Raw genomic sequence first — 18,518 nt, 5'->3', positions numbered from 1 at the left:
GGATCTCCTCGTCAGTGCAACTGGCGCCGCAGGTGGCTCAGACCCTGGGGCTCGTACTCAGTGCGATCGCCTCGGCCAGCAGATCCACCACCGTCCGGGTCTGCTCCCACGGCACCGGTGACGGCGCAGCGTCGTCGACCATGGCCACGAACCGTTGCGTCGTGGCCCGGTAGCCGAGCGGGTCGTCACCGCTGGTAGGCAGGCGGACCTGCCGGGGGCCGTCGACCGTCTCGACATCGATCTCGTATCCCTCGTGCTCGGTGGCCCCGACGATCGAGATCGTCCCGAGGATCCCCTCCTCCCAGCGGATCGTCACTGCTCCCGTGTCCCCGCTGATCAGGCCCTGGTGCCACCGGGTGCTCACATCGCTCGAAACCACTGACGCCTGTGTGCCGAGCAGCGACACCAGCAACTCGACCCCGTGCAGCCCCATCGTCCCGATGAGCCCGCCGCCGATGGCCGGGTCGTCCTGCCAGGGCGTCGAGCCTCGCGTCCACCGGCCGACGTCATGGCGGACTCTCACGTGCGCCGAGAGCACGCGTGTGCGATCGAGGTCCGCCCGCAGAGTCTCCACCTCCTGCGCGAACCGGACCACGGAGGTGGTGAACAGCCGGGCGTCTTGCCGCAACCAGTGAGGTTCCAGCGCGTCGCGCTGAGCCCTGGTGACGGCGACCGGCTTGTTCACGAAGGCAGGCACCTGACGCTGGGTCACCTGGGCGACCACGCCCCCAACGTCCTGCGGACGGACGCTGACGATGGCGCCCGCTGCCTCAGCGAGCGCGTCCTCGATCCGGGAGTGGATTCGATGGCCGGGAAAGCGTTCGGTGAACATCGCTCGCCGATCGGCGTCGGGCTCCCAGACGTCGAAGACCGTGCCCGGTCGCAGGTCGAGCAGCGTGGCCGCATCGGAGAAGGGATGGCTCGTGGCCAGCCCGAGGAGTGCGATGGGGGCTGGAGGCATGGTCGTGAGTGTGGCACATCGCCTGGTGGGTGCCTGGTTGCGTGGCGCGCTGGTGTGGCCGTCCCGCGCCCATGGCCTGGCGCCCGCCTGTGGCCTGGCACCCGCCTGTGGCCTGGCACCCGCCCATGGCCTGGCACCCGCCCATGGCCTGGCACCCGCCTATGGCCCGGTGCCCGCCCGTGGGCCTGAAAGTCAGGGTCGGACCCGCGAAAGGGTCGAAAGTTCGGCCCGTGGAGGGGGTCGCTGGTCGCCGGTCCTGCCTTGTGGGCCCGAAAGTCAGGGTGAAACCCGAGAAGGGGTCTATCTTTCGGCCCGTGGGGAGGGGCGGCGCGTCGCTGGAAGGGTGGATCGGCGCGTGGCGGGGACGGTCCTGTTCCGCTGCCAGCGATCAGGCGTGCGGGCAGGTCAGCAGGCTCGCATACGATGGAGGGTGCATCGGTGCCGCTTGGCGCCGATCGGACCGACCCGGGAGTGTGCGTGCCTTCGATCCTCGACAAGATCCTGCGCATGGGTGAGGGCAAGATCCTCAAGCAGTTGCACGGACTGACGGCTCAGGTCAACGCCCTCGAAGCGGTGACCAGCGACCTCTCCGACGACGAGCTCCGCGCCGAGACCGACGCGTTCAAGGAGCGCATCGCCGATGGCGAATCCCTGGACGCTCTGCTGCCGGAGGCGTTCGCGGTGGTGCGCGAGGCGGCGGTGCGCACCCTCGGCCAGCGGCATTTCGATGTCCAGATCATGGGTGGCGCCGCCCTGCACCTCGGCAACATCGCCGAGATGAAGACCGGTGAGGGCAAGACTCTCGTCGCCACGCTGCCGGCCTACCTGAACGCCCTCTCGGGCAAGGGCGTGCACATCGTGACCGTCAACGACTACCTGGCCCGCTACCAGAGCGAGCTGATGGGTCGCGTGTTCCGCTTCCTCGGCCTGACCACCGGCGTGATCCTCTCCGGGCAGAAGCCGGACGAACGGCGCGAGATGTATGCCGCGGACATCACCTACGGCACCAACAACGAATTCGGCTTCGATTTCCTGCGCGACAACATGGCGTGGTCGACCGCCGAGCTGGTCCAGCGCGGGCACAACATGGCCATCGTGGACGAGGTGGACTCGATCCTCATCGACGAGGCCCGCACACCGCTGATCATCTCCGGCCCCACCTCCGGGGACGTCAACAAGTGGTACACCGAGTTCGCGCGGATCGTGCGCACGATGACGGTCGACGAAGACTACGAGGTGGATGAGAAGAAGCGCACTGTCGGCATCCTCGAGCCCGGTATCGAGAAGGTCGAGGACCATCTCGGCATCGACAATCTCTACGAGTCCCTCAACACCCCGCTGATCGGGTTCCTCAACAACGCGGTGAAGGCGAAGGAGCTGTTCACCCGCGACAAGGACTACGTGGTGATGAAGGGCGAGCTCCTCATCGTCGATCAGCACACCGGACGCATCCTGCCCGGGCGCCGTTACAACGAGGGCATGCACCAGGCGCTGGAGGCGAAGGAAGGGGTGACGATCAAGGCCGAGAACCAGACACTGGCCACGATCACCCTGCAGAACTACTTCCGCCGCTACGACAAGCTCTCCGGGATGACCGGTACCGCCATGACGGAGGCGGGCGAGTTCCAGGGTACGTATTCCATCGGTGTGGTCCCGGTGCCGCCGAACCGGCCGCTGGCCCGTATCGACGCCTCCGATCTGGTCTACAAGACCGAGCTGGGCAAGTTCGAGGCTGTCGTCGAGGACATCGTCGAACGTCACGCTGCCGGCCAGCCGGTGCTGGTGGGCACCACCAGTGTGGAGAAGTCCGAGCTGCTGTCGAAGATGCTCAAGAAGAAGCGCGTTCCGCACGAGGTGCTCAACGCCAAGCAGCACGACCGCGAGGCCTCCATCGTGGCGATGGCCGGTCGCAAGGGCGCAGTGACGGTCGCGACGAACATGGCCGGTCGTGGTACAGACATCATGCTCGGTGGCAACGCCGAGCACATCGCGATCGACGCCCTCGCTGAGCGGGGCCTGAACCCCCACGACACCCCGGATGAATACGAGGAGGCGTGGCCGAAGGCGCTGGAAGAGGCGCAGGAGTCGGTCGCCGCCGAGCACGACGAGGTCTCCGAGGCGGGCGGTCTGTACGTGCTGGGTACCGAGCGGCACGAGTCGCGCCGGATCGACAACCAGTTGCGCGGCCGGTCGGGGCGTCAGGGAGACCCGGGGGAGTCCCGGTTCTACCTCTCCCTCGAAGACGATCTCATGCGGTTGTTCAACTCCGGGCTGGCCGAGCGGTTCATGAGCTCGACATTCCCGGAGGATGTGCCGCTGGAGTCGAAGATGGTCAGCCGCGGCATCGAGAGCGCCCAGGGGCAGGTGGAGCGGCGCAACCAGGAGATCCGCAAGAACGTCCTCAAGTACGACGACGTGCTCTCGCGTCAGCGCGAGGCCGTCTACAGCAAGCGCCGCGAGCTTCTCGAGGGTGGAGACCTGGAGGAGCAGACGGCCTCCTTCATCGAGGACGTCATCACCGGCGTGGTCACCGAGGCCACGACGAACCCGCACCCGGAGCAGTGGGACCTCGAGCAGCTGTGGACCGACCTGGGCACCATCTACCCGGTCTCGATCACCGCTGAGGAGCTGATCGAGGAGGCCGGTACGGTCACCCGGCTGACCACCGAGCAGCTGGTGGCCGAGCTGGTCTCGGACGCCAAGGTGGCCTACGCCGCCCGCGAGGAGGAACTCGGCAGCGAGATCATGCGCCAGCTGGAGCGCCGGGTGGTGCTCTCGGTGCTCGACCGCAAGTGGCGTGAGCACCTCTACGAGATGGACTATCTCAAGGAGGGCATCGGCCTGCGCGCGATGGCTCAGCGCGATCCGCTCGTGGAGTACCAGCGTGAGGGGTACCAGCTCTTCCAGGCCATGAATGAGGCCATCAAGGAAGAGGTGGTCGGCTACCTGTTCAACCTTGAGGTCAAGCGCAAGGAGGCAGAGGGCGACGGCGCAGCCTCCGAGTCCGAGTCCGACGGCGCTCAGGTGGTCACCTCGAGCAGCGCCGCGGCGACCGCCGCGCAGGCGGGTGTCGGTTCTTCGAGCGCTGGGGCTGGCGCGAGTGCGGGATCGGGCGGTGGAGCCGCTCGGGCGGCGAGCGGCCGGCGCGCCGGGCCCAAGTCCGCCCCTGCTGCCAGTGCGCCCACGGCGACTGTCGACGATCCGCTGGGTCTCGGTGCGCCGGAGCGGGCGCAGGCCCTGCAGTACTCGGCTCCCAGCGAGGACGGCAGTACGGTCGTGCGCGGCCCGGGTGGTTCGGCGCGGCCCTCGCCCTCGACTGGTGGCGAGCAGTCGTCCGGTAGTGGCAACCGGGAGCAGCGGCGTCGGGCAGCGAAGGCGGCGAAGAAGCGCCGCTGAGGCTTCCTCACCCGATGCGCAATGCGGTCGCGCGCCAGCGGCCGCGGTGATCCTCGAGCCGTACAGCGACTCCGCGCACGCGGGTGCCGTCGTCGAGGATCACCGAACCTTCCCACACGGCCTCGGTGACGGCGCCGCCGATCACCCGGCGTACCGTCATCGGCCGGGGGAGGCGTGGCCTGCCACGCAGATCCATCGCCAGCGCGCTGCGCCGGCTCAGAGCGCTCCAGACGGCCGGGTCGAGCCAGCGGCTGAGCTGAGCGGCGGGACGTACGCCGAGCAGTGCCTCGGCGCAGGCGCGTACCAGGACCCCGGCCCACTGCTGCGGATCGGTGCGCTCAGGGGCACGTCCTCGCGACCAGACCAGACGGGGCGAGGCAACCGGGACGGGTCCGCTCTCGGCAGCAGTGCCCGCCGAGGTGCCCGACTCTGAGGTTCGTGGTTCGGCGGCCGCGTCGAAACGCAGGCGATCCCACCGGGTGGACGGAGGGCCGGGCGTGTGCGCCGGGCGCAGGGGGGGCGAGTGCGGGGGCGATGCTCATCGGGTGCTCTCCTCGGTCGGTAGGGACAACTGGTCGCCTGGGTGGATGAGGTCGGGATCGGGGCCGATGACGTCACGGTTGACCGCATACCACTCGGGCCAGGCCGTTCCGATGTCGGCGGCAGTGGCCTCGGGTCCGAGCGCGTCGGCGGCGATCGACCACAGCGAGTCGCCGGGCTGGACCTCGTAGTTCTCCGGCGAGGTACCGGGGGAGGAAGTCTCGCTCGCGGTGGCCGGCCCGTCACCGTCCGGCTCCTGGCCCGGTGGAGTCTCATCGGGTGCCGGGCCGCCTGACGGCGTCTCGGCGGCAGCGGCGGACGGCTCCTCCGGTGCAGTGGATGGCTCCGGGGCCGGATCCGGAGTCGGCGACTCCTGATCGGCAGCCTGATTCCTGTCGGGTGCTTCACGTGGTGCGCCACCGTCTCCCGCGGGTGCGGTTCCGGCGCCGGTCAGCGGGGTCTCGTCGTGGAGCGGTCGCGGCGTCTCCTCCGCGGTCTCGCTGATCGAGGCGCCCCAGGTGAGGTCGTCCGGTACCTCATCGACCGACGCATGTGCCGGACCTGCCACGAGCGCCGCGGTGAGCACGGCTCCCGTCCCAGCGCCCAGCAGCCGGGCGACCCCGGGGGCGCCGTGGCGCTGCACCGCCCGCTCTCCTGCGGCCCAGACTCCGCCCAGACCGCGCAGTAGCAGGCAGGCGGTCCCGGCCGCCGCGCTGATCGCGTACCAGAGCGCGACCAGCGCCCCGGCGGACGTGAGTACCGCGGCGGTGAGGTCGTCCACGCCCAGGGGTGCGCTCGTCTGCAGCGTGGTCATCGCCTGGTGCGCGAGCGCCACCCCGGCGGCAGTGGCGAGCACCGCTGTCAGCAGGCCGACGGCGAGGCGCCGCAGGGGCCTGGTCACCATCTTCATGTACATCTCATTGCATGTCAGTTCGTGTCGGTACGTGACATTGCGTGGAACTACATGTACATGGGTTGCCCGAGGATGTCGAGTTCACCGGATGCGATGTGGACAAGTCCGTACCCTGGTCCGATGCACTGGGACGACGTTTTCGCCGAGCTGCAGGCGCAGTTCGACGCCGCACTGCAGGCCGACTCCGACGCCGAGCTGGCCGAGCTGGTTCAGGCCGAGGTGGCAGGGATCGAGTGGATCGACCGGTGTCGGGCGCGTCGCGGTGAGCACGTGAATGTGCGCCTGGCCGACGGGTCCGGCCGATCTGGCACCGTGCTGGAGGCCACCCGGGCCTGGGTGAGGCTCGCACTGGGTGAGCGACGGTGCCTGATCCCAGCCCACGCCGTCGTGGCTGCCTGGCCGCTCGGGCCTCGTGCACCCGAGCCGGGCCCGATCGAGGCGCGCCTCGGTCTCGGGCACGCGCTACGGGCGCTCGCCGCCGATGGGGCGGAGGTGATGGTGTGCAGTCTCGCCGGCGACCATCGCGGCCGGTTGACCCGGGTGGGGGCCGATCATCTGGACCTGCTGACAGCGCATGCCACGGTGACCTTGATGTGGTCGGGGCTGCTCAGCGTCGAGTCGACCTGACGCCTCAGTCGATGCTGGAGTCCCCGGAGCGCAGCCGATCCGCGGTCTGGGCGTACATGCGCTCGATGTAGGCCTCCAGCTCGGAGTTCTCCACCCGCCAGACCCCCTTGCCTCCGATCTGGATGGCGCGGAGTTCGCCGCTGCGCACGAGAGCGCGCGCCTGCGACATCGTGATCTGCAGGATCTCGGTGACGTCGGCGAGAGAGAGGAACCGCTGGTCCATGGTCTCTAGTGTTCCATCTGAGCGAGGTCGTGCGGGACGCCATCTTTCCTCCCTGTGGACAACTCGGGGGTTGCCCACACGGAGGGGGCGCTCTTTGGCACCATGGTGGCCGTTGACCGACGTGAGGGGGAGAGATGACCACGACGACGAGCACAGGCCTGCGGCGACCGAGCTGGCGTGATCCACGACTGGGTCTGGGGGTGCTGCTCGTGGCCGGGTCGGTTGCGCTGGGTTCCTGGATCATCGGCGAGGCGAACCGGACGGTCGAGGTGTATGCCGCACCCGAGGTGCTGACGCCGGGTGAGGCGCTGGCGGTCGAGGACCTGGCCGTCGTCCAGGTCGGGCTCGCAGGCGCACAGGACCTCTATCTCCTCCCCGGCCAGCTACCCGAGGAGGAGCTCGTCATCACCCGCACTGTCCACGCCGGTGAGATCGTGCCCGTGTCCGCGGTCGGGCCGGCCGCAGGCGTGGACGTGCGCACGGTCGCCGTCCCGATCACCACGGCCCTGGCCGAGACGATCGCTCCGGGTTCTCAGGTCGATCTGTGGGTGACCATGCCCGACGACGACGCCTCCGCCGGCGCTGCCGCGGCAGGTGAGCCCGAGCTGCTGGTCGAGGCCGTCGAGGTGGCGGCCATCGCCGAGGACACCTCCTTGTTCGCCGGACCGGGAACCATGCAGGCCCACCTCCTGGTCGACGTCGCGGATCTACCGGGCGTGCTCGCTGCGACCAGTGCCGACGCGCCGATCGCGGTGGTGCCGCTGCCCGGGAGCGGCGCGGCGTGAGCACGGGTGTGCTGCTGGCGCTCTCCGGTGCCGTCGAAGCGGATCTGCTCGGACGTATCGAGCGGCGCAGCGACCTGACCGTGGTGCGCCGCTGCGCTGACCTCACCGAGCTCGTGGCTGCCGCCGTGGCGGGACTGGGCGCGGTGGCCGTGCTCGATGCTGACGATCCGGTGGACCGCCGGATCGTGGCACGGCTTCGATCGGCCGGTACCTCCGCCGTCGTGCTCTGCGACGAGAGCGAGCGCACCACCTACGCTGATCTCGGGGCGATGCCGGTCGTGCGCGGGGCGGATCCGCTACCGGCGATCGAGGCGCTCGCCGCCGGGGTTCCGGCCCGGGTGCCCGACCCGGCGGTCGGCAGTGTGGACACCATGGCCCCCGACACGGTGCCGGAGACGCTGGCGGACGATCCGACTGGCCCGGGGGAACTCGTGCCCGAGCCATCAGCGGAAGGCAGCGAACCGGCGCCGCATGGTGAGCGCGAGCCCGCTCGGATGGTGGTCGTGACCGGTGCACCGGGATCCCCCGGGCGCACCACACTCGCTGTCGCCCTGGCCGACGAGCTCGCCGCCGCCCGCAACGAGGTGGTACTCGTCGACGCCGACCTCTGGGGTGGGGCGATCGCCCAGACCCTCGGATTGGTCGCCGATACCGCTGGCTTGTCCGCCGCGGTCAGGTCCGCCGACCGTGGCAGCCTCGACCGAGCCGCTCTGGAGCGCCTGCTCGTTCCGGTCGGTGACCGGCTGCGCGTGCTCACCGGACTGGCCCGGGCTGCACGATGGCGCGAGATCGGGCCCGAGAGCCTGGAGGTCGTGCTGGCCGAGCTGCGCTCGCGCGTCGACTGGGTCGTGGTGGAAGCGCCAGTGCTCGTGCCCGATGACGAGGCTGGGTTCGACTTCGGTCCCGGTCGCAACGCGGTGGCCCACGCCTTGTACGCCGGTGCGGACGAACTGCTGGTGGTCGGTGCGGCCGAGCCGATCGGACTGGAACGGTTGGTGCAGGCACTGCTGGATCTCGACGACATCCCCGGCCTCCACGACCGTCGTACCGTGGTCAACCGGTTGCGGCTGTCCGCCGCCGGACCGCATCCGGAGCTGTCGGTGGCCGAGGCGCTGCACCGCTTCGCCGGGGTCGCCGAGCCTGTGCTGGTGCCCGACGATCGGGCCCTGGCCGACCGGGCGTTGCTGACAGCCAGCACGTGGCGCAACGCCGGTCCGATGTCCCCGGCCCGGGTGGCGGTGCGCGATCTTGCCCGCCGGCTCACGGACGAGGCGGGCCGTGCTGCCCCACTGATGGGACGCCGTCGGGAGCGGCGGGAGAACCGTGGCCGGCTCTGGCGACGCCGTAGGGCAGACTGAACCCATGCGCGTCTACCTCGGTGCCACCCTCGACGACCTCGACAGCTCTGACGGGCTCACCGCACGTCCGGCCCGAGCGGTGACCGACTCCCTGCGTCAGGCGCTGGGCGCCGACGCCGACGAGGAGATGGCCGAGTACGCCGCCCTGGTCCTCGCTGCTGAGGACTCGCTCCGGCTGCTCGCTGACGGGGCGCCGTTGCGGCGGGTCGTGGCAGCAGCCGATGTTCCCGACACTGCGGCCACGCCCGGTGAGGAGCTCGCCCGGGTGCACGTGCCCGATCTCGCGTGGACCGACGTCGTGAGCTTTCACGTCGACTCCGGCGAGGCGGACGTACGGCACCTGCTCGAGCGCGCGGTGGCCGGCGAGGCGCAGGCGATCGGCGCCGTCGGGGAGGAAGACCTGCTCTGGTACGACGTGACCGAACGCGGGACGTTGCTCGGCGAGCGGTGAGGTCAGTGCCGGGTGAGCTGTGTGAGGGCTTCCTCGTGCAGCAGCCCGTTGGTCGCCAGGGCGTTGCCGCCGAAGGGGCCGTCGGCTCCCTCGAGTGAGGTGAACCGGCCGCCCGCCTCGGTGACGATCGGCACCAGCGCAGCCATGTCGTACAGCTCCAGCTCCGGTTCGCAGGCGATGTCCACGGCTCCCTCGGCCACGAGCATGTAGGACCAGAAATCGCCGTAGGCGCGGCTGCGCCAGCAGCTGGCCTCCAGCATCAGGAACTGGTCCATCAGGTTGAGCTGCTCCCAGCCGCCCAGGCTGGAGTAGGACAGCGAGGCATCAGTGATCTCCCGCACCCCGGAGACCTGCAGACGCGATGCCTTCGACAGTGACCGGCCCGTCCAGGCCCCGGAGCCGAGGGCTGCCCACCACCGGCGGTTCAGCGCCGGTGCGCTCACGACGCCCAGGACCGGGTGACCGTCGTCGATCAGCGAGATCAGCGTGGCCCAGACCGGCACCCCGCGGACGAAGTTCTTCGTGCCGTCGATCGGGTCGATCACCCACTGGCGCGGCCCGTGGCCGGTGCTGCCGAACTCCTCACCCAGGACGGCGTCGCGCGGGCGTGCGCGTGCCAGCTGTGAGCGCACGATCTCCTCGCCGGAGCGGTCCGCATCGGTGACCGGGGTGGTATCGGGCTTGCTCTCCACGGTCAGGTCGAGTGCCTTGAAGCGGGACATCGTCTGCGCGTCCACCTGGTCGGCGATCACGTGCGCCAGCCGGAGATCGTCGTCGTAGCGGGGGGCATCGTTCGTGGAGGCCATGGCGGCAACGTATCGCGGGGGAAGGCGGGGGGCGGGCAGGCGCACGGGCCCCGCCTGCAGTCACGGGCCGAATCCCCTTTCCGCCACGGAACCACCGCGGCGCCGGTTCGACCCTGGTTCGCCGGCGGACAGGGGATTCGGTGGGGGAGTGCGGGTGGGGACTTGTCACGCGAGTGATCAAGTGATGTGATGACTTAGTCATTTTCTGATATTCCATCTGGCAAAGGAGCCATCTTCATGCGATATGCCCGAGCCTTCGGTGCTGCGGCGGTCGGCGCGACCGCCCTGGTCGCCGCCATCGCGGCACCCGCCTCTGCGGACAATGACCGCCCCTCCACCCGCTGCGATCTGGTGGATGCTGACATCACCACCAGTGCCACGGTGCATGCTGACCTGGAGGCGGACTTCGCCGACTACGGCGATTCCGGTGCAGGCTGGACCGGCGGGGACTCCACCTACTCCATCCCGCTCGCGGACGGCCGCACGGTATGGGTCTTCTCCGACACCTTCCTCGGTCCGGTACACGAAGGCGGAACGCGGCCGCTGGAGACGCCCTTCCTGAACAACAGTTTCGTCGTCTCCGATGGCGGGACTCTGACCACTGTCACTGGGGGCACGGACGAGAACCCGGCCTCGCTCATCGAACCGCCCGAGGACGGCGGGTGGTACTGGGTCGGCGACGGGCTGCAGGCCGACGACGGCACGATCCAGCTCACGGCTCTGCAGTTCTGGTATGGCGGAGGGGGTGCTTTCGACTTCGGGTGGGAGAGCAACCACCTGGCCCGGTTCGATCCGGACACCTTCGAATTGCTGGATCTGACCGATCTGCCGTCGGAGTCCGGGGTGCAGTGGGCGAGCTGGATCGAGCCGGCGGGCCGGTATACCTATATCTACGGCGTCGAGGACCTGGGGGCGGAGAAGTACCTGCACGTGGCGCGGGTGCGGGGGACCGACCTGACCCAGCCCTGGCGGTTCTGGGCCGGGAACCGGTGGAGCTGGGATGAGTCCCGCACCACCCGGCTGATGGACGGCGTGGCCAACGAGTACAGCGTGGCCGCCCTCGCGGACGGGTACCTTCTCCTCACCCAGGACACGCACGAGATCTTCAGCCGGAACATCGTCGGCTACGTCGGATGCTCACCGACCGGCCCGTTCGAGCCGATCGGCACGGTCTACGAGATGCCGGAGGTTGGTGCAGGCGGCAGCTACGGGAACCCGAACATCTTCGCCTACAACGCTCACGAGCACCCCGAGCTGCGGACCGCCGACGACGATTCCTTCACCACGGTGCTGACGTACAACGTCAACAGCTTCGATTCCTCCGAGCTGTACGAGGACGTCACGATCTACCGGCCGCGGTTCGTGGAGCTGTCCCTCGACCTCGAGTAGTACGCGTCACCGATCGTCGTTCACAGTCGCGCTGAGCGACGATCGGTGGCACCTTGCCAACTCCGTCCTCAAGTGATTAGATGACTTTATGACTTCGGTTCATTCCCTTCGGCGCACGCTCTCCAGCGACCTGGCGCAGGCGGTCGTCGCCCTCGTGGAGAGCGAAGGACTGCGCACGGGCGATCCGCTGGAGTCGGTGAAGGCGCTCGCCGCCCGGTTCGACGTCGCCGTTCCGACGATGCGAGAAGCCCTGCGCCGCCTGGAAGGTCTCGGTATGGTCGACTTCCGGCACGGGTCCGGCATCTACGTCGGACCGAACGCCGGACGGCGAGTCCTCGCCAACCCGCTGCAGTCGCGCCCCGACGCCGATCAGCTGGTCGAGCTGCTGGAGGCGCGCCGGCAGATCGAACCTTCACTGGCGATGCTCGCTGCCGAGGTTCGTGACCCGGCGGGGATTGCGCTCATGGACGAGACGCTCGCCCAGGCGCAGGCCCAGATCGCCTCCGGGGACGACCGCCTGTGGCTGACCAACCTCGACTTCCACCGGGCCGTGGCCGCAGCCGGCGGGAACAGCGTGCTCGTGGAGGTGCTGGACTCCATCGTGCTGATCCACGCCGAGGACCAGCGCGAGATCCTTCGTCTGCACGGCGACGCCGACGATGACCACGCCGAACATGCCCACCTCGCCGACTGCGTGCGGCGCGGCGAACCCGAGGCGGCCCGTGACGCCGCCTACTCCCACCTCGACCACGTCGTCGAGGTGATCCGAGCCCGGCGTCGCTGAGCTCGCGACCACACCACATCCACACCACTGCCGGGGCCGGACGCCACGGCGGTAGTCCAGCGAACCCATCCACGTCCGCTCACACGAAGAGGTGTCAGACACATGAGAAGCAGAACCACGACCGGCCTCGCCCTGCTCACCGGGGCAGCCCTCGCCCTGTCCGCATGCTCCGGCGGCGATGACCCCGAGCCGGGCGATGGCGGAAGCGGAGGCGGAAACGGTGACGACGGCAGCAGCGCCGAGGTCACCCTGGACTTCTTCACCGACAAGGCTGCCTGGGAACCCTCCTTCGAGGACATGAACACCGCCTCGGATGGCCTCGCCCCGCAGCTGTCGTTCACCGGCTACTCCGACCCGACCGCCTACGACGCGTTCATCAAACAGTCCTTCCGCACCGATGAGCGACCCGATCTGTTCACCTGGCACACCGGGGATCGACTCGGCGAACTGGTCGAGCAGGGCCTGGTGGCTGAGACCACCGACATCTGGGACCAGGCGATCGCCGACGGCTATGTGAGTGAGGATCTGGCCGCGAACTACACCTACGACGGCAAGCAGTACTGCGTGCCGCTCAACGTCGTCTACTGGGTCATCTACTACAACCAGGCCGTCTTCGACGAGCACGGACTGGACGTGCCCAGCACGTGGGAGGAGTTCACCGCGGTCGCCGACACGCTCGTCGATGCCGGGGTGGTTCCCCTGCACCAGATGAACATCATCTTCGAGTTCGTCTGGTTCCAGGCGATCCTTGCCGGGATGGACCCCGAGGCGTACGACGGCCTGTCCGATGGGTCGGTCTCCTACACCGACCCGACAGTGGTCGAGGCCATGGAGACCTGGCATCAGATGCAGTCTGATGGCTACTTCATCGACCCGGGCGTGACGACCGACCCGCAGACGCTGCTGCAGACCGGTGAGACCGCGATGGCCTACTTCGGCACATTCTTCACCGGTCAGCTCACCGACCTGGGGATGGTCTCCGGCGAGGACTACGGGATGTTCGTCCTGCCCAGCGTCGACCCCGGCCTGGCTGACACCCCCGTCGTCGTCGAGACCGGACCGCTGTGCGTGGGCACCGACAGCGAGAACGAACAGGCTGCCCTCGACTACAGCGCCTGGTGGATGGGAACGGACGCACAGTCCGCCTGGAGCGACTCTCGCGGCGACGTCTCGTTCAACCCGAACGCGACCGTGACGGACGAGGCGCTCGCAGAGATCACCGCCCAGGTCACCGGGGACGGCTATCAGCAGCTGCGCCGCTACCTGGAAGCGACCCCGACGCCGATCTACACGGTGGCGGCGGAGGAGTTCGGCGCGTTCGTCACCAACAATGACGACCCGATGGGGCACCTGGAAGCCATCCAGGCCGAGGCCGACGCGCACTGGGCCGACCAGGGCTGACGGTCCAGACCAGCTGCGGTGCCGGGCCGGACCATCCGGCCCGGCACCCGGACACTCCCTGCCCCGGCCGCTCTCAAGGAGGAGACCCCGCCGTGACCATGCCCACCCCCCGGCAGGCCGAGCTGCAGGCTGCCAGCCGGCCGAAGAACGCCTACCGGCTCTCGAGTATCGGCTTCGTAGCGCCGTCAGTGCTGCTCGTGGCCGTGGTGCTGTACCTACCGTTCATCTGGACCACCTACATCAGCTTCACCGAGTACAACGGTCTCGGTGATCCGACCTGGGTCGGGCTCGAGAACTACCGGGAGATGTTCGCCGATCCGGAGTTCCTCACCTCGATCCGCAACACGCTGTTCTGGGTGGTCGGCACGATCGCCCTCCCCGTCGGCCTGGGTCTGCTCATCGCCACGCTCACTCACGGCATGCCGAGAGCCACCTGGTTCCGGCTGCCGTTCCTGATCCCGTACGCCGTCTCCGGGGTCGCCGTCGGAGTGATCTGGTCCTTCGTGCTCCAGACGAACGGCGCGCTCAGTCAGGCTCTGGAGTTTCTGCACCTGCCGGGTTCGGAGCTGCGATGGCTGCTGGACGGACCGCTCAACACCTTCGTGATGATCGGCGCCTCCACCTGGCAGGGCGCCGGCGTCAACGCGCTGCTCTTCGGCATCGGCCTGCAGTCCATCCCGAAGGAGCCGATCGAGGCGGCCCGGGTGGACGGCGCCAGCGGATTCACGCTCTTTCGCACCATGACCTGGCCGATGCTCGCCCCGCTGACCACGGTCGTGGTGGGGTTGGCGATCGTCGGCAGCCTCAAGACGTTCGACGTCATCTGGGGCATGACCAAGGGCGGTCCGGGACGGGTCTCGGAGACCCTCGCGCTGACCATGTTCAAGGAGACGTTCGTGAACAACTCCTACGGGCTCGGCGCCGCCGTGGCCCTGTTCCTGACCGTGGTGACGGTGCTGGCCTCCATCCTGTACCTGCGCCGTCAGCTCGCCGACTCCCGGGGGGCATGAGATGGCATTGCGACGACTCATTCTCGGGATCCTCGGCGTCCTCTGGCTCGTGCCGGTGTACCTGCTGCTCGCCAACGCCTCCAAGTTGCCGGCCGAGTTCGGCGACTACGGGCTGTGGGAACCGGGCACGCTCGCAGGACTGTGGGCCAACTTCGCCGAGGCTTTCGAACGCGGCAAGCTCTCCGGCGGCCTGCTCTCCACCGCCACCTACGCGATCGTCTCCCCACTGATCGCGGTCATCGTCGGCGCTGCGGCCGGATTCTCGATCGTCGCGCTGCGGCTGCGGCACGGCTTCGCCTGGTTCGTGGTGATCTTCGCGTCCTCGATCTTCCCGCTGCAGATGATCCTGATGCCGCTCTTCGTCGGCTACGCCGAGACGGGCCTGTTCAACACCCGCATCGGAATGATCCTCGTGTACACGGTGATCGCGGTTCCGTTCTCGGCGTTCGTGATGCGCAACTTCTTCACCGGGATCGCCCACCAGGTCTTCGAGGCCGCCGTGGTGGACGGCGCCTCCACGCTGCGGATCTTCGTCGCCATCTACCTGCCGATGGCCCTGCCGGCGCTGATCGCCGTGTTCATCCTGCAGGCCACGTTCATCTGGAACGACCTGCTCCTCGGCCTCACACTCACCCAATCGGCTGAGGTACGCCCCATCATCACCGCGCTCTCGGCCCTGCAGTCCACCTACGGCGGGTCTGCCATGTCGACCGTGCTGGCCGGTGGTCTGCTGGTCTCATTGCCCACCGTGGTGCTCTTCCTCGCGACCCAGCGTGTATTCACCCGCGGCCTCTCCCTCGGCCAGTTCTAGGAGGTTCTCGTGACAGACACCCACACCGGATCGGTGATCGTGACCGGCGCAGGTGCCGGGATCGGCGCAGGCGTGGTCGGCCGGCTCACCGATGAGGGCCGCCGCGTCTACGCCCTCGACCGTGACGTCGGTGGTGTGACGGCGCTGTCCGCCGGCACACCTGAGCAGGTCGTGCCCGTGGTGGCGGACGTCACCGAGGCGGCATCGATGCGCCGGGCTTTCGCCACGATCGCCGACGACGCAGCTCACCGTGGCGAGCCCGTCCAGGGCCTGGTCTGTGCGGCCGGTATCCAGACGTATGGCACGGTCGCGGACGAGGACGCGATGGCCACTTTCGACCGGGTGATGGCAGTCAACGTCCGTGGCGCCTTTCTGGCGGCGCATCTGGCCGTGCCACTGATCCGCGATGGTGGCGGCGGAGCGGTCGTACTGGTGTCCTCTGTTCAGGCCTACGTCGCCCAGCAGCAGGTCGCCGCCTATTCCGCCACCAAGGGTGCGCTGCTCTCGCTGACCCGGGCGATGGCCATCGACCATGCCGCCGACGGGATCCGGGTGAACGCCGTCTGCCCAGGGTCGGTCGATACGCCGATGCTGCGGTGGGCGGCTGGACTGCAGGTCGCGGGCGAGGGTGCGGCAGATCCTGCAGCCGTCGACGCGATCGTGGCCGACTGGGGCCGTGCGCACCCCCTCGGCCGGGTCGCACGCCCCGAGGAGGTGGGTGACGTCGTCGCCTACCTGCTCAGCGACAGGTCGTCGTTCGTGACCGGTGCGGACGTGAAGGTGGACGGCGGGCTCACGGCGGGCAATGCCGTCGCGCTCGGCAAGGAGGACTCATGAAGATCGCCGCCATCCGGGCCACGACCGTGACTGTCCCGCTGGAGGCACCGTTGCGTCACTCCAACGGTGCCCACTGGGGTCGGTTCGTACGCACCATCGTGGAGGTGGAGGCCGACAACGGCCTGATCGGCCTCGGTGAGCTCGGCGGCGGCGGACAGAGTGCCGAGGCCGCGGTCACGGGCTTGACCGACTACCTGGTGGGGCACGATCCCGCCGACACCGAGGCGTTGCGGTTCATGATCGCCAACCCGACAGCGAGCCTGTACAACAACCGCACCCAACTGCTCGCCGCGATCGAGTTCGCCTGCCTCGATCTCGTGGGCCAGCAGGCGGGCCTGCCCGTGCACGCCCTGCTCGGCGGGAAGGTGCGCGAGGAGGTGGAGTTCGCCTCCTACCTCTTCTACCGCTATCCGGGCCCGGACGGCACCGGTGAGGTACGAACGAACGAGCAGCTCGTCGCCGAGGCGCAACGCCTGCGGGAGGATCACGGATTCCGGGTGCACAAGCTCAAGGGTGGCGTCTTCGACACCGACCACGAACTGGCGGGCTACCAGGCGCTCGCCGAGGCGATGGGACCGGCGGACAAGCTGCGCTACGACCCGAACGGGGCCCTGAGCGTGGGGGAGTCGATCCGGTTCGCGAAGGCGATCGAGGATCTGCCCAACGACTACCTCGAGGATCCGGTCTACTCGCTGCCGGGAATGCGGCAGGTACGCGAGAACACCCACATCCTGCTCGCCACCAACACCGTGGTCGTCAATACCGAGCAGCTGGCCACCACCATCCTCAACCCGGCCGTCGACGTCGTCCTGCTCGACACCACCTTCTGGGGAGGGATCCGGCCCTGCCTGAAGGCCGCCGCCATCTGCGAGGCCTTCTCCCTCGGGGTGGCTGTGCATTCCTCCGGCGAGCTCGGCATCCAGCTTGCCACCATGCTGCACCTGGGTGCTGCAGTACCGAACCTGACCTACGCGGCCGACGCGCACTACCACCACCTGCTCGACGACGTCGTGCAGGGCGGCAAACGCCCGTACGTGAACGGGAAGATGACAGTCCCCACCGAACCCGGGCTCGGAGTGAAGCTCGACCGGGACAAGGTGGCCGAGTACGCCGAGCTGTACCGCGAGCTCGGTGACTACCCCTATGACCGCGACCCCGGCCGCCCGGGCTGGTACCCGCTGCTTCCGAACACCTCCTTCGCCGACCCGCGCGAGGACCGCCTGCCGGAGGCGCTCGCGGCCGAGTACGCGAGGCGCTGATGGCCCTGTTCGACCTGCCGCTCGACCAGCTGCACACCTACCGGAACCCGCGCCCAGCACCAGCGGGCCTGGAGGATTTCTGGGACCGCACTCTCAGTGAGGCTCGCTCGGCCGGCGCAGAGGTGGAGTGCCTGCCCACGTCCTCGGGTTTGATGACCGTTGACGCCTACGACGTCACCTTTCCCGGCTTCGCGGGCGAGCCGGTGAAGGCATGGTGGCTGCTTCCGCGAGGTGTGCCGGGGCCGCGCCCGGCCGTGATCGAGATGCTCGGCTACGGCGGCGGCCGCGGACTCGTGCATGAGCGGCTGCACTGGGTCAGCCATGGGTTTGCGCAGCTGGTCATGGACACGCGAGGGCAGGGCAGTACCTGGAACACCGGTGCGACAGCCGACCCGCACGGGTCCGGCCCGGCCGCTCCTGGGATGCTCACCCGCGGGGTGGACCACCCCGGCCACCTGTACTTCCGCCGGCTGATCGCCGATGCGGTCCGTGCCGTGGACGCCGTCCGGCACCTGCCCGGAGCAGACCCGGACCGGATCGCGACGGTCGGGCACAGTCAGGGCGGCGCGCTCGCCCTGGCCGCGGCCGCTCTGCACCCGCAGGTGGCTGCCACTGCGGCCCGGGCACCGTTCCTGTGCGGAATCGCTCGTGCCGCCTCGCTCACCGATCTGCCGCCCTACGGTGAGCTCGCCGGGTACCTGTCGGTCCACCGCGGCATGGCTGAGCAGGTGCTGTCCGTACTCGAACACATCGACATCTCCCACCTGGCGCCCCGGATCGCCTGCCCGGCCTGGGTCTCGGTGGGGCTGATGGATGCCACCTGCCCGCCGTCGGGAATCTTCGGGGCGATCAACGCCCTGCCCACCGCCCCCGAGCTGCGGGTGTGGCCGTGGAACGGCCACGAGGCGGGAGGTGCCGACGACGACGCGCACCTGGCCGCCTGGCTCACCGACCTGCTCACGTGATT

18 protein-coding genes are annotated in these 18,518 nt (G+C 69.0%); 13 read left to right on the top strand and 5 right to left on the bottom strand.

From position 1 onward, the window contains the following. Positions 1–37: 37 nt before the first annotated feature. Positions 38–961 carry a Gfo/Idh/MocA family protein gene (locus FV560_RS04050; protein WP_159619652.1) on the bottom strand — a complete coding sequence of 308 codons (924 nt, stop codon included), beginning with the start codon at positions 959–961 and terminating at the stop codon, positions 38–40. Between the two features lie 477 nt (positions 962–1,438). Here FV560_RS04050 and secA point away from each other — a divergent pair, with 477 nt between their 5' ends. Continuing rightward, positions 1,439–4,357 carry a preprotein translocase subunit SecA gene (gene secA, locus FV560_RS04045; RefSeq protein ID WP_159619650.1) on the top strand — a complete coding sequence of 973 codons (2,919 nt, stop codon included), beginning with the start codon at positions 1,439–1,441 and terminating at the stop codon, positions 4,355–4,357. A 7-nt stretch (positions 4,358–4,364) separates the two neighbouring features. On the opposite strand, the gene FV560_RS20265 is transcribed toward secA, so the two are convergent. After that, positions 4,365–4,724 carry an Rv3235 family protein gene (locus tag FV560_RS20265; protein ID WP_275401887.1) on the bottom strand — a complete coding sequence of 120 codons (360 nt, stop codon included), beginning with the start codon at positions 4,722–4,724 and terminating at the stop codon, positions 4,365–4,367. A gap of 171 nt (positions 4,725–4,895) precedes the next feature. Continuing rightward, entirely contained in the window at positions 4,896–5,807 is a 912-nt protein-coding gene (locus FV560_RS04035; RefSeq protein ID WP_159619637.1) for a LysM peptidoglycan-binding domain-containing protein, read from the bottom strand. Positions 5,808–5,930: 123 nt separating this feature from the next. Between FV560_RS04035 and FV560_RS04030 the strand changes: the two genes are divergently transcribed. Beyond that, positions 5,931–6,437 (top strand): hypothetical protein, encoded by a 507-nt coding sequence (locus FV560_RS04030; protein ID WP_159619635.1) that lies wholly within the window; start codon positions 5,931–5,933, stop codon positions 6,435–6,437. A gap of 4 nt (positions 6,438–6,441) precedes the next feature. On the opposite strand, the gene FV560_RS04025 is transcribed toward FV560_RS04030, so the two are convergent. After that, positions 6,442–6,660, bottom strand: a complete 219-nt coding sequence (locus FV560_RS04025; protein WP_159619633.1) for a helix-turn-helix domain-containing protein — start codon at positions 6,658–6,660, stop codon at positions 6,442–6,444. Positions 6,661–6,794: 134 nt separating this feature from the next. On the opposite strand from FV560_RS04025, the gene FV560_RS04020 reads away from it, so the two are divergent. Genes FV560_RS04020 through FV560_RS04010 form a run of 3 tightly spaced genes read left to right on the top strand, consistent with a single transcriptional unit; the run spans position 6,795 to position 9,254 of the window. After that, positions 6,795–7,445, top strand: a complete 651-nt coding sequence (locus FV560_RS04020) for a hypothetical protein (protein WP_159619631.1) — start codon at positions 6,795–6,797, stop codon at positions 7,443–7,445. Continuing rightward, complete coding sequence (locus FV560_RS04015) at positions 7,442–8,803, top strand: CpaE/TadZ family protein (RefSeq protein WP_159619629.1); 1,362 nt, start codon at positions 7,442–7,444, stop codon at positions 8,801–8,803. The genes FV560_RS04020 and FV560_RS04015 overlap by 4 nt, the downstream gene beginning before the upstream one ends. 4 nt (positions 8,804–8,807) lie before the next feature. After that, positions 8,808–9,254 (top strand): DUF6912 family protein, encoded by a 447-nt coding sequence (locus FV560_RS04010; protein ID WP_159619627.1) that lies wholly within the window; start codon positions 8,808–8,810, stop codon positions 9,252–9,254. A 2-nt stretch (positions 9,255–9,256) separates the two neighbouring features. On the opposite strand, the gene hisN is transcribed toward FV560_RS04010, so the two are convergent. Then, positions 9,257–10,060 carry a histidinol-phosphatase gene (hisN, locus tag FV560_RS04005; RefSeq protein ID WP_159619625.1) on the bottom strand — a complete coding sequence of 268 codons (804 nt, stop codon included), beginning with the start codon at positions 10,058–10,060 and terminating at the stop codon, positions 9,257–9,259. Between the two features lie 237 nt (positions 10,061–10,297). Between hisN and FV560_RS04000 the strand changes: the two genes are divergently transcribed. From FV560_RS04000 to FV560_RS03965, 8 genes are all read left to right on the top strand, one after another. Next, positions 10,298–11,449 (top strand): DUF4185 domain-containing protein, encoded by a 1,152-nt coding sequence (locus tag FV560_RS04000; protein ID WP_159619623.1) that lies wholly within the window; start codon positions 10,298–10,300, stop codon positions 11,447–11,449. An 88-nt stretch (positions 11,450–11,537) separates the two neighbouring features. Continuing rightward, positions 11,538–12,233: a FadR/GntR family transcriptional regulator gene (locus FV560_RS03995; RefSeq protein ID WP_159619621.1), complete on the top strand. Its 696-nt coding sequence runs from the start codon at positions 11,538–11,540 to the stop codon at positions 12,231–12,233. Positions 12,234–12,335: 102 nt separating this feature from the next. Continuing rightward, complete coding sequence (locus FV560_RS03990) at positions 12,336–13,634, top strand: ABC transporter substrate-binding protein (protein ID WP_159619619.1); 1,299 nt, start codon at positions 12,336–12,338, stop codon at positions 13,632–13,634. A gap of 98 nt (positions 13,635–13,732) precedes the next feature. Further along, the gene (locus FV560_RS03985; RefSeq protein ID WP_159620217.1) at positions 13,733–14,644 is read left to right on the top strand and encodes a carbohydrate ABC transporter permease; all 912 of its coding nucleotides are present in this window, start codon (positions 13,733–13,735) and stop codon (positions 14,642–14,644) included. Position 14,645: 1 nt separating this feature from the next. Continuing rightward, a complete protein-coding gene (locus tag FV560_RS03980) occupies positions 14,646–15,455 on the top strand; it encodes a carbohydrate ABC transporter permease (RefSeq protein WP_159619617.1) in 810 nt (269 codons plus the stop codon). Positions 15,456–15,464: 9 nt separating this feature from the next. Continuing rightward, positions 15,465–16,292: an SDR family oxidoreductase gene (locus FV560_RS03975; protein WP_159619615.1), complete on the top strand. Its 828-nt coding sequence runs from the start codon at positions 15,465–15,467 to the stop codon at positions 16,290–16,292. Continuing rightward, the gene (locus tag FV560_RS03970; RefSeq protein WP_159619613.1) at positions 16,289–17,551 is read left to right on the top strand and encodes an enolase C-terminal domain-like protein; all 1,263 of its coding nucleotides are present in this window, start codon (positions 16,289–16,291) and stop codon (positions 17,549–17,551) included. The genes FV560_RS03975 and FV560_RS03970 overlap by 4 nt, the downstream gene beginning before the upstream one ends. Then, complete coding sequence (locus FV560_RS03965; protein WP_159619611.1) at positions 17,551–18,516, top strand: acetylxylan esterase; 966 nt, start codon at positions 17,551–17,553, stop codon at positions 18,514–18,516. The genes FV560_RS03970 and FV560_RS03965 overlap by 1 nt, the downstream gene beginning before the upstream one ends. Positions 18,517–18,518: the final 2 nt, after the last annotated feature.

The sequence above is a fragment of the Ruania rhizosphaerae genome (assembly GCF_009805705.1).
In the GTDB taxonomy this organism is placed as follows: Bacteria; Actinomycetota; Actinomycetes; order Actinomycetales; family Beutenbergiaceae; genus Ruania; species Ruania rhizosphaerae.
The sequence above is the reverse complement of the archived record's forward strand: the minus strand, read 5'-3'. Positions and strand labels throughout refer to the sequence as shown.

Coding starts and splice junctions, on each gene's coding strand:
- FV560_RS04050 (WP_159619652.1), bottom strand. CDS start 961: ATGCCTCCAGCCCCCATCGCACTCCTCGGGCTGGCCACGAGCCATCCC.
- FV560_RS04035 (WP_159619637.1), bottom strand. CDS start 5,807: ATGAAGATGGTGACCAGGCCCCTGCGGCGCCTCGCCGTCGGCCTGCTG.
- FV560_RS04030 (WP_159619635.1), top strand. CDS start 5,931: ATGCACTGGGACGACGTTTTCGCCGAGCTGCAGGCGCAGTTCGACGCC.
- FV560_RS04025 (WP_159619633.1), bottom strand. CDS start 6,660: ATGGACCAGCGGTTCCTCTCTCTCGCCGACGTCACCGAGATCCTGCAG.
- FV560_RS04020 (WP_159619631.1), top strand. CDS start 6,795: ATGACCACGACGACGAGCACAGGCCTGCGGCGACCGAGCTGGCGTGAT.
- FV560_RS04010 (WP_159619627.1), top strand. CDS start 8,808: ATGCGCGTCTACCTCGGTGCCACCCTCGACGACCTCGACAGCTCTGAC.
- hisN (WP_159619625.1), bottom strand. CDS start 10,060: ATGGCCTCCACGAACGATGCCCCCCGCTACGACGACGATCTCCGGCTG.
- FV560_RS04000 (WP_159619623.1), top strand. CDS start 10,298: ATGCGATATGCCCGAGCCTTCGGTGCTGCGGCGGTCGGCGCGACCGCC.
- FV560_RS03995 (WP_159619621.1), top strand. CDS start 11,538: ATGACTTCGGTTCATTCCCTTCGGCGCACGCTCTCCAGCGACCTGGCG.
- FV560_RS03990 (WP_159619619.1), top strand. CDS start 12,336: ATGAGAAGCAGAACCACGACCGGCCTCGCCCTGCTCACCGGGGCAGCC.
- FV560_RS03985 (WP_159620217.1), top strand. CDS start 13,733: ATGCCCACCCCCCGGCAGGCCGAGCTGCAGGCTGCCAGCCGGCCGAAG.
- FV560_RS03980 (WP_159619617.1), top strand. CDS start 14,646: ATGGCATTGCGACGACTCATTCTCGGGATCCTCGGCGTCCTCTGGCTC.
- FV560_RS03970 (WP_159619613.1), top strand. CDS start 16,289: ATGAAGATCGCCGCCATCCGGGCCACGACCGTGACTGTCCCGCTGGAG.
- FV560_RS03965 (WP_159619611.1), top strand. CDS start 17,551: ATGGCCCTGTTCGACCTGCCGCTCGACCAGCTGCACACCTACCGGAAC.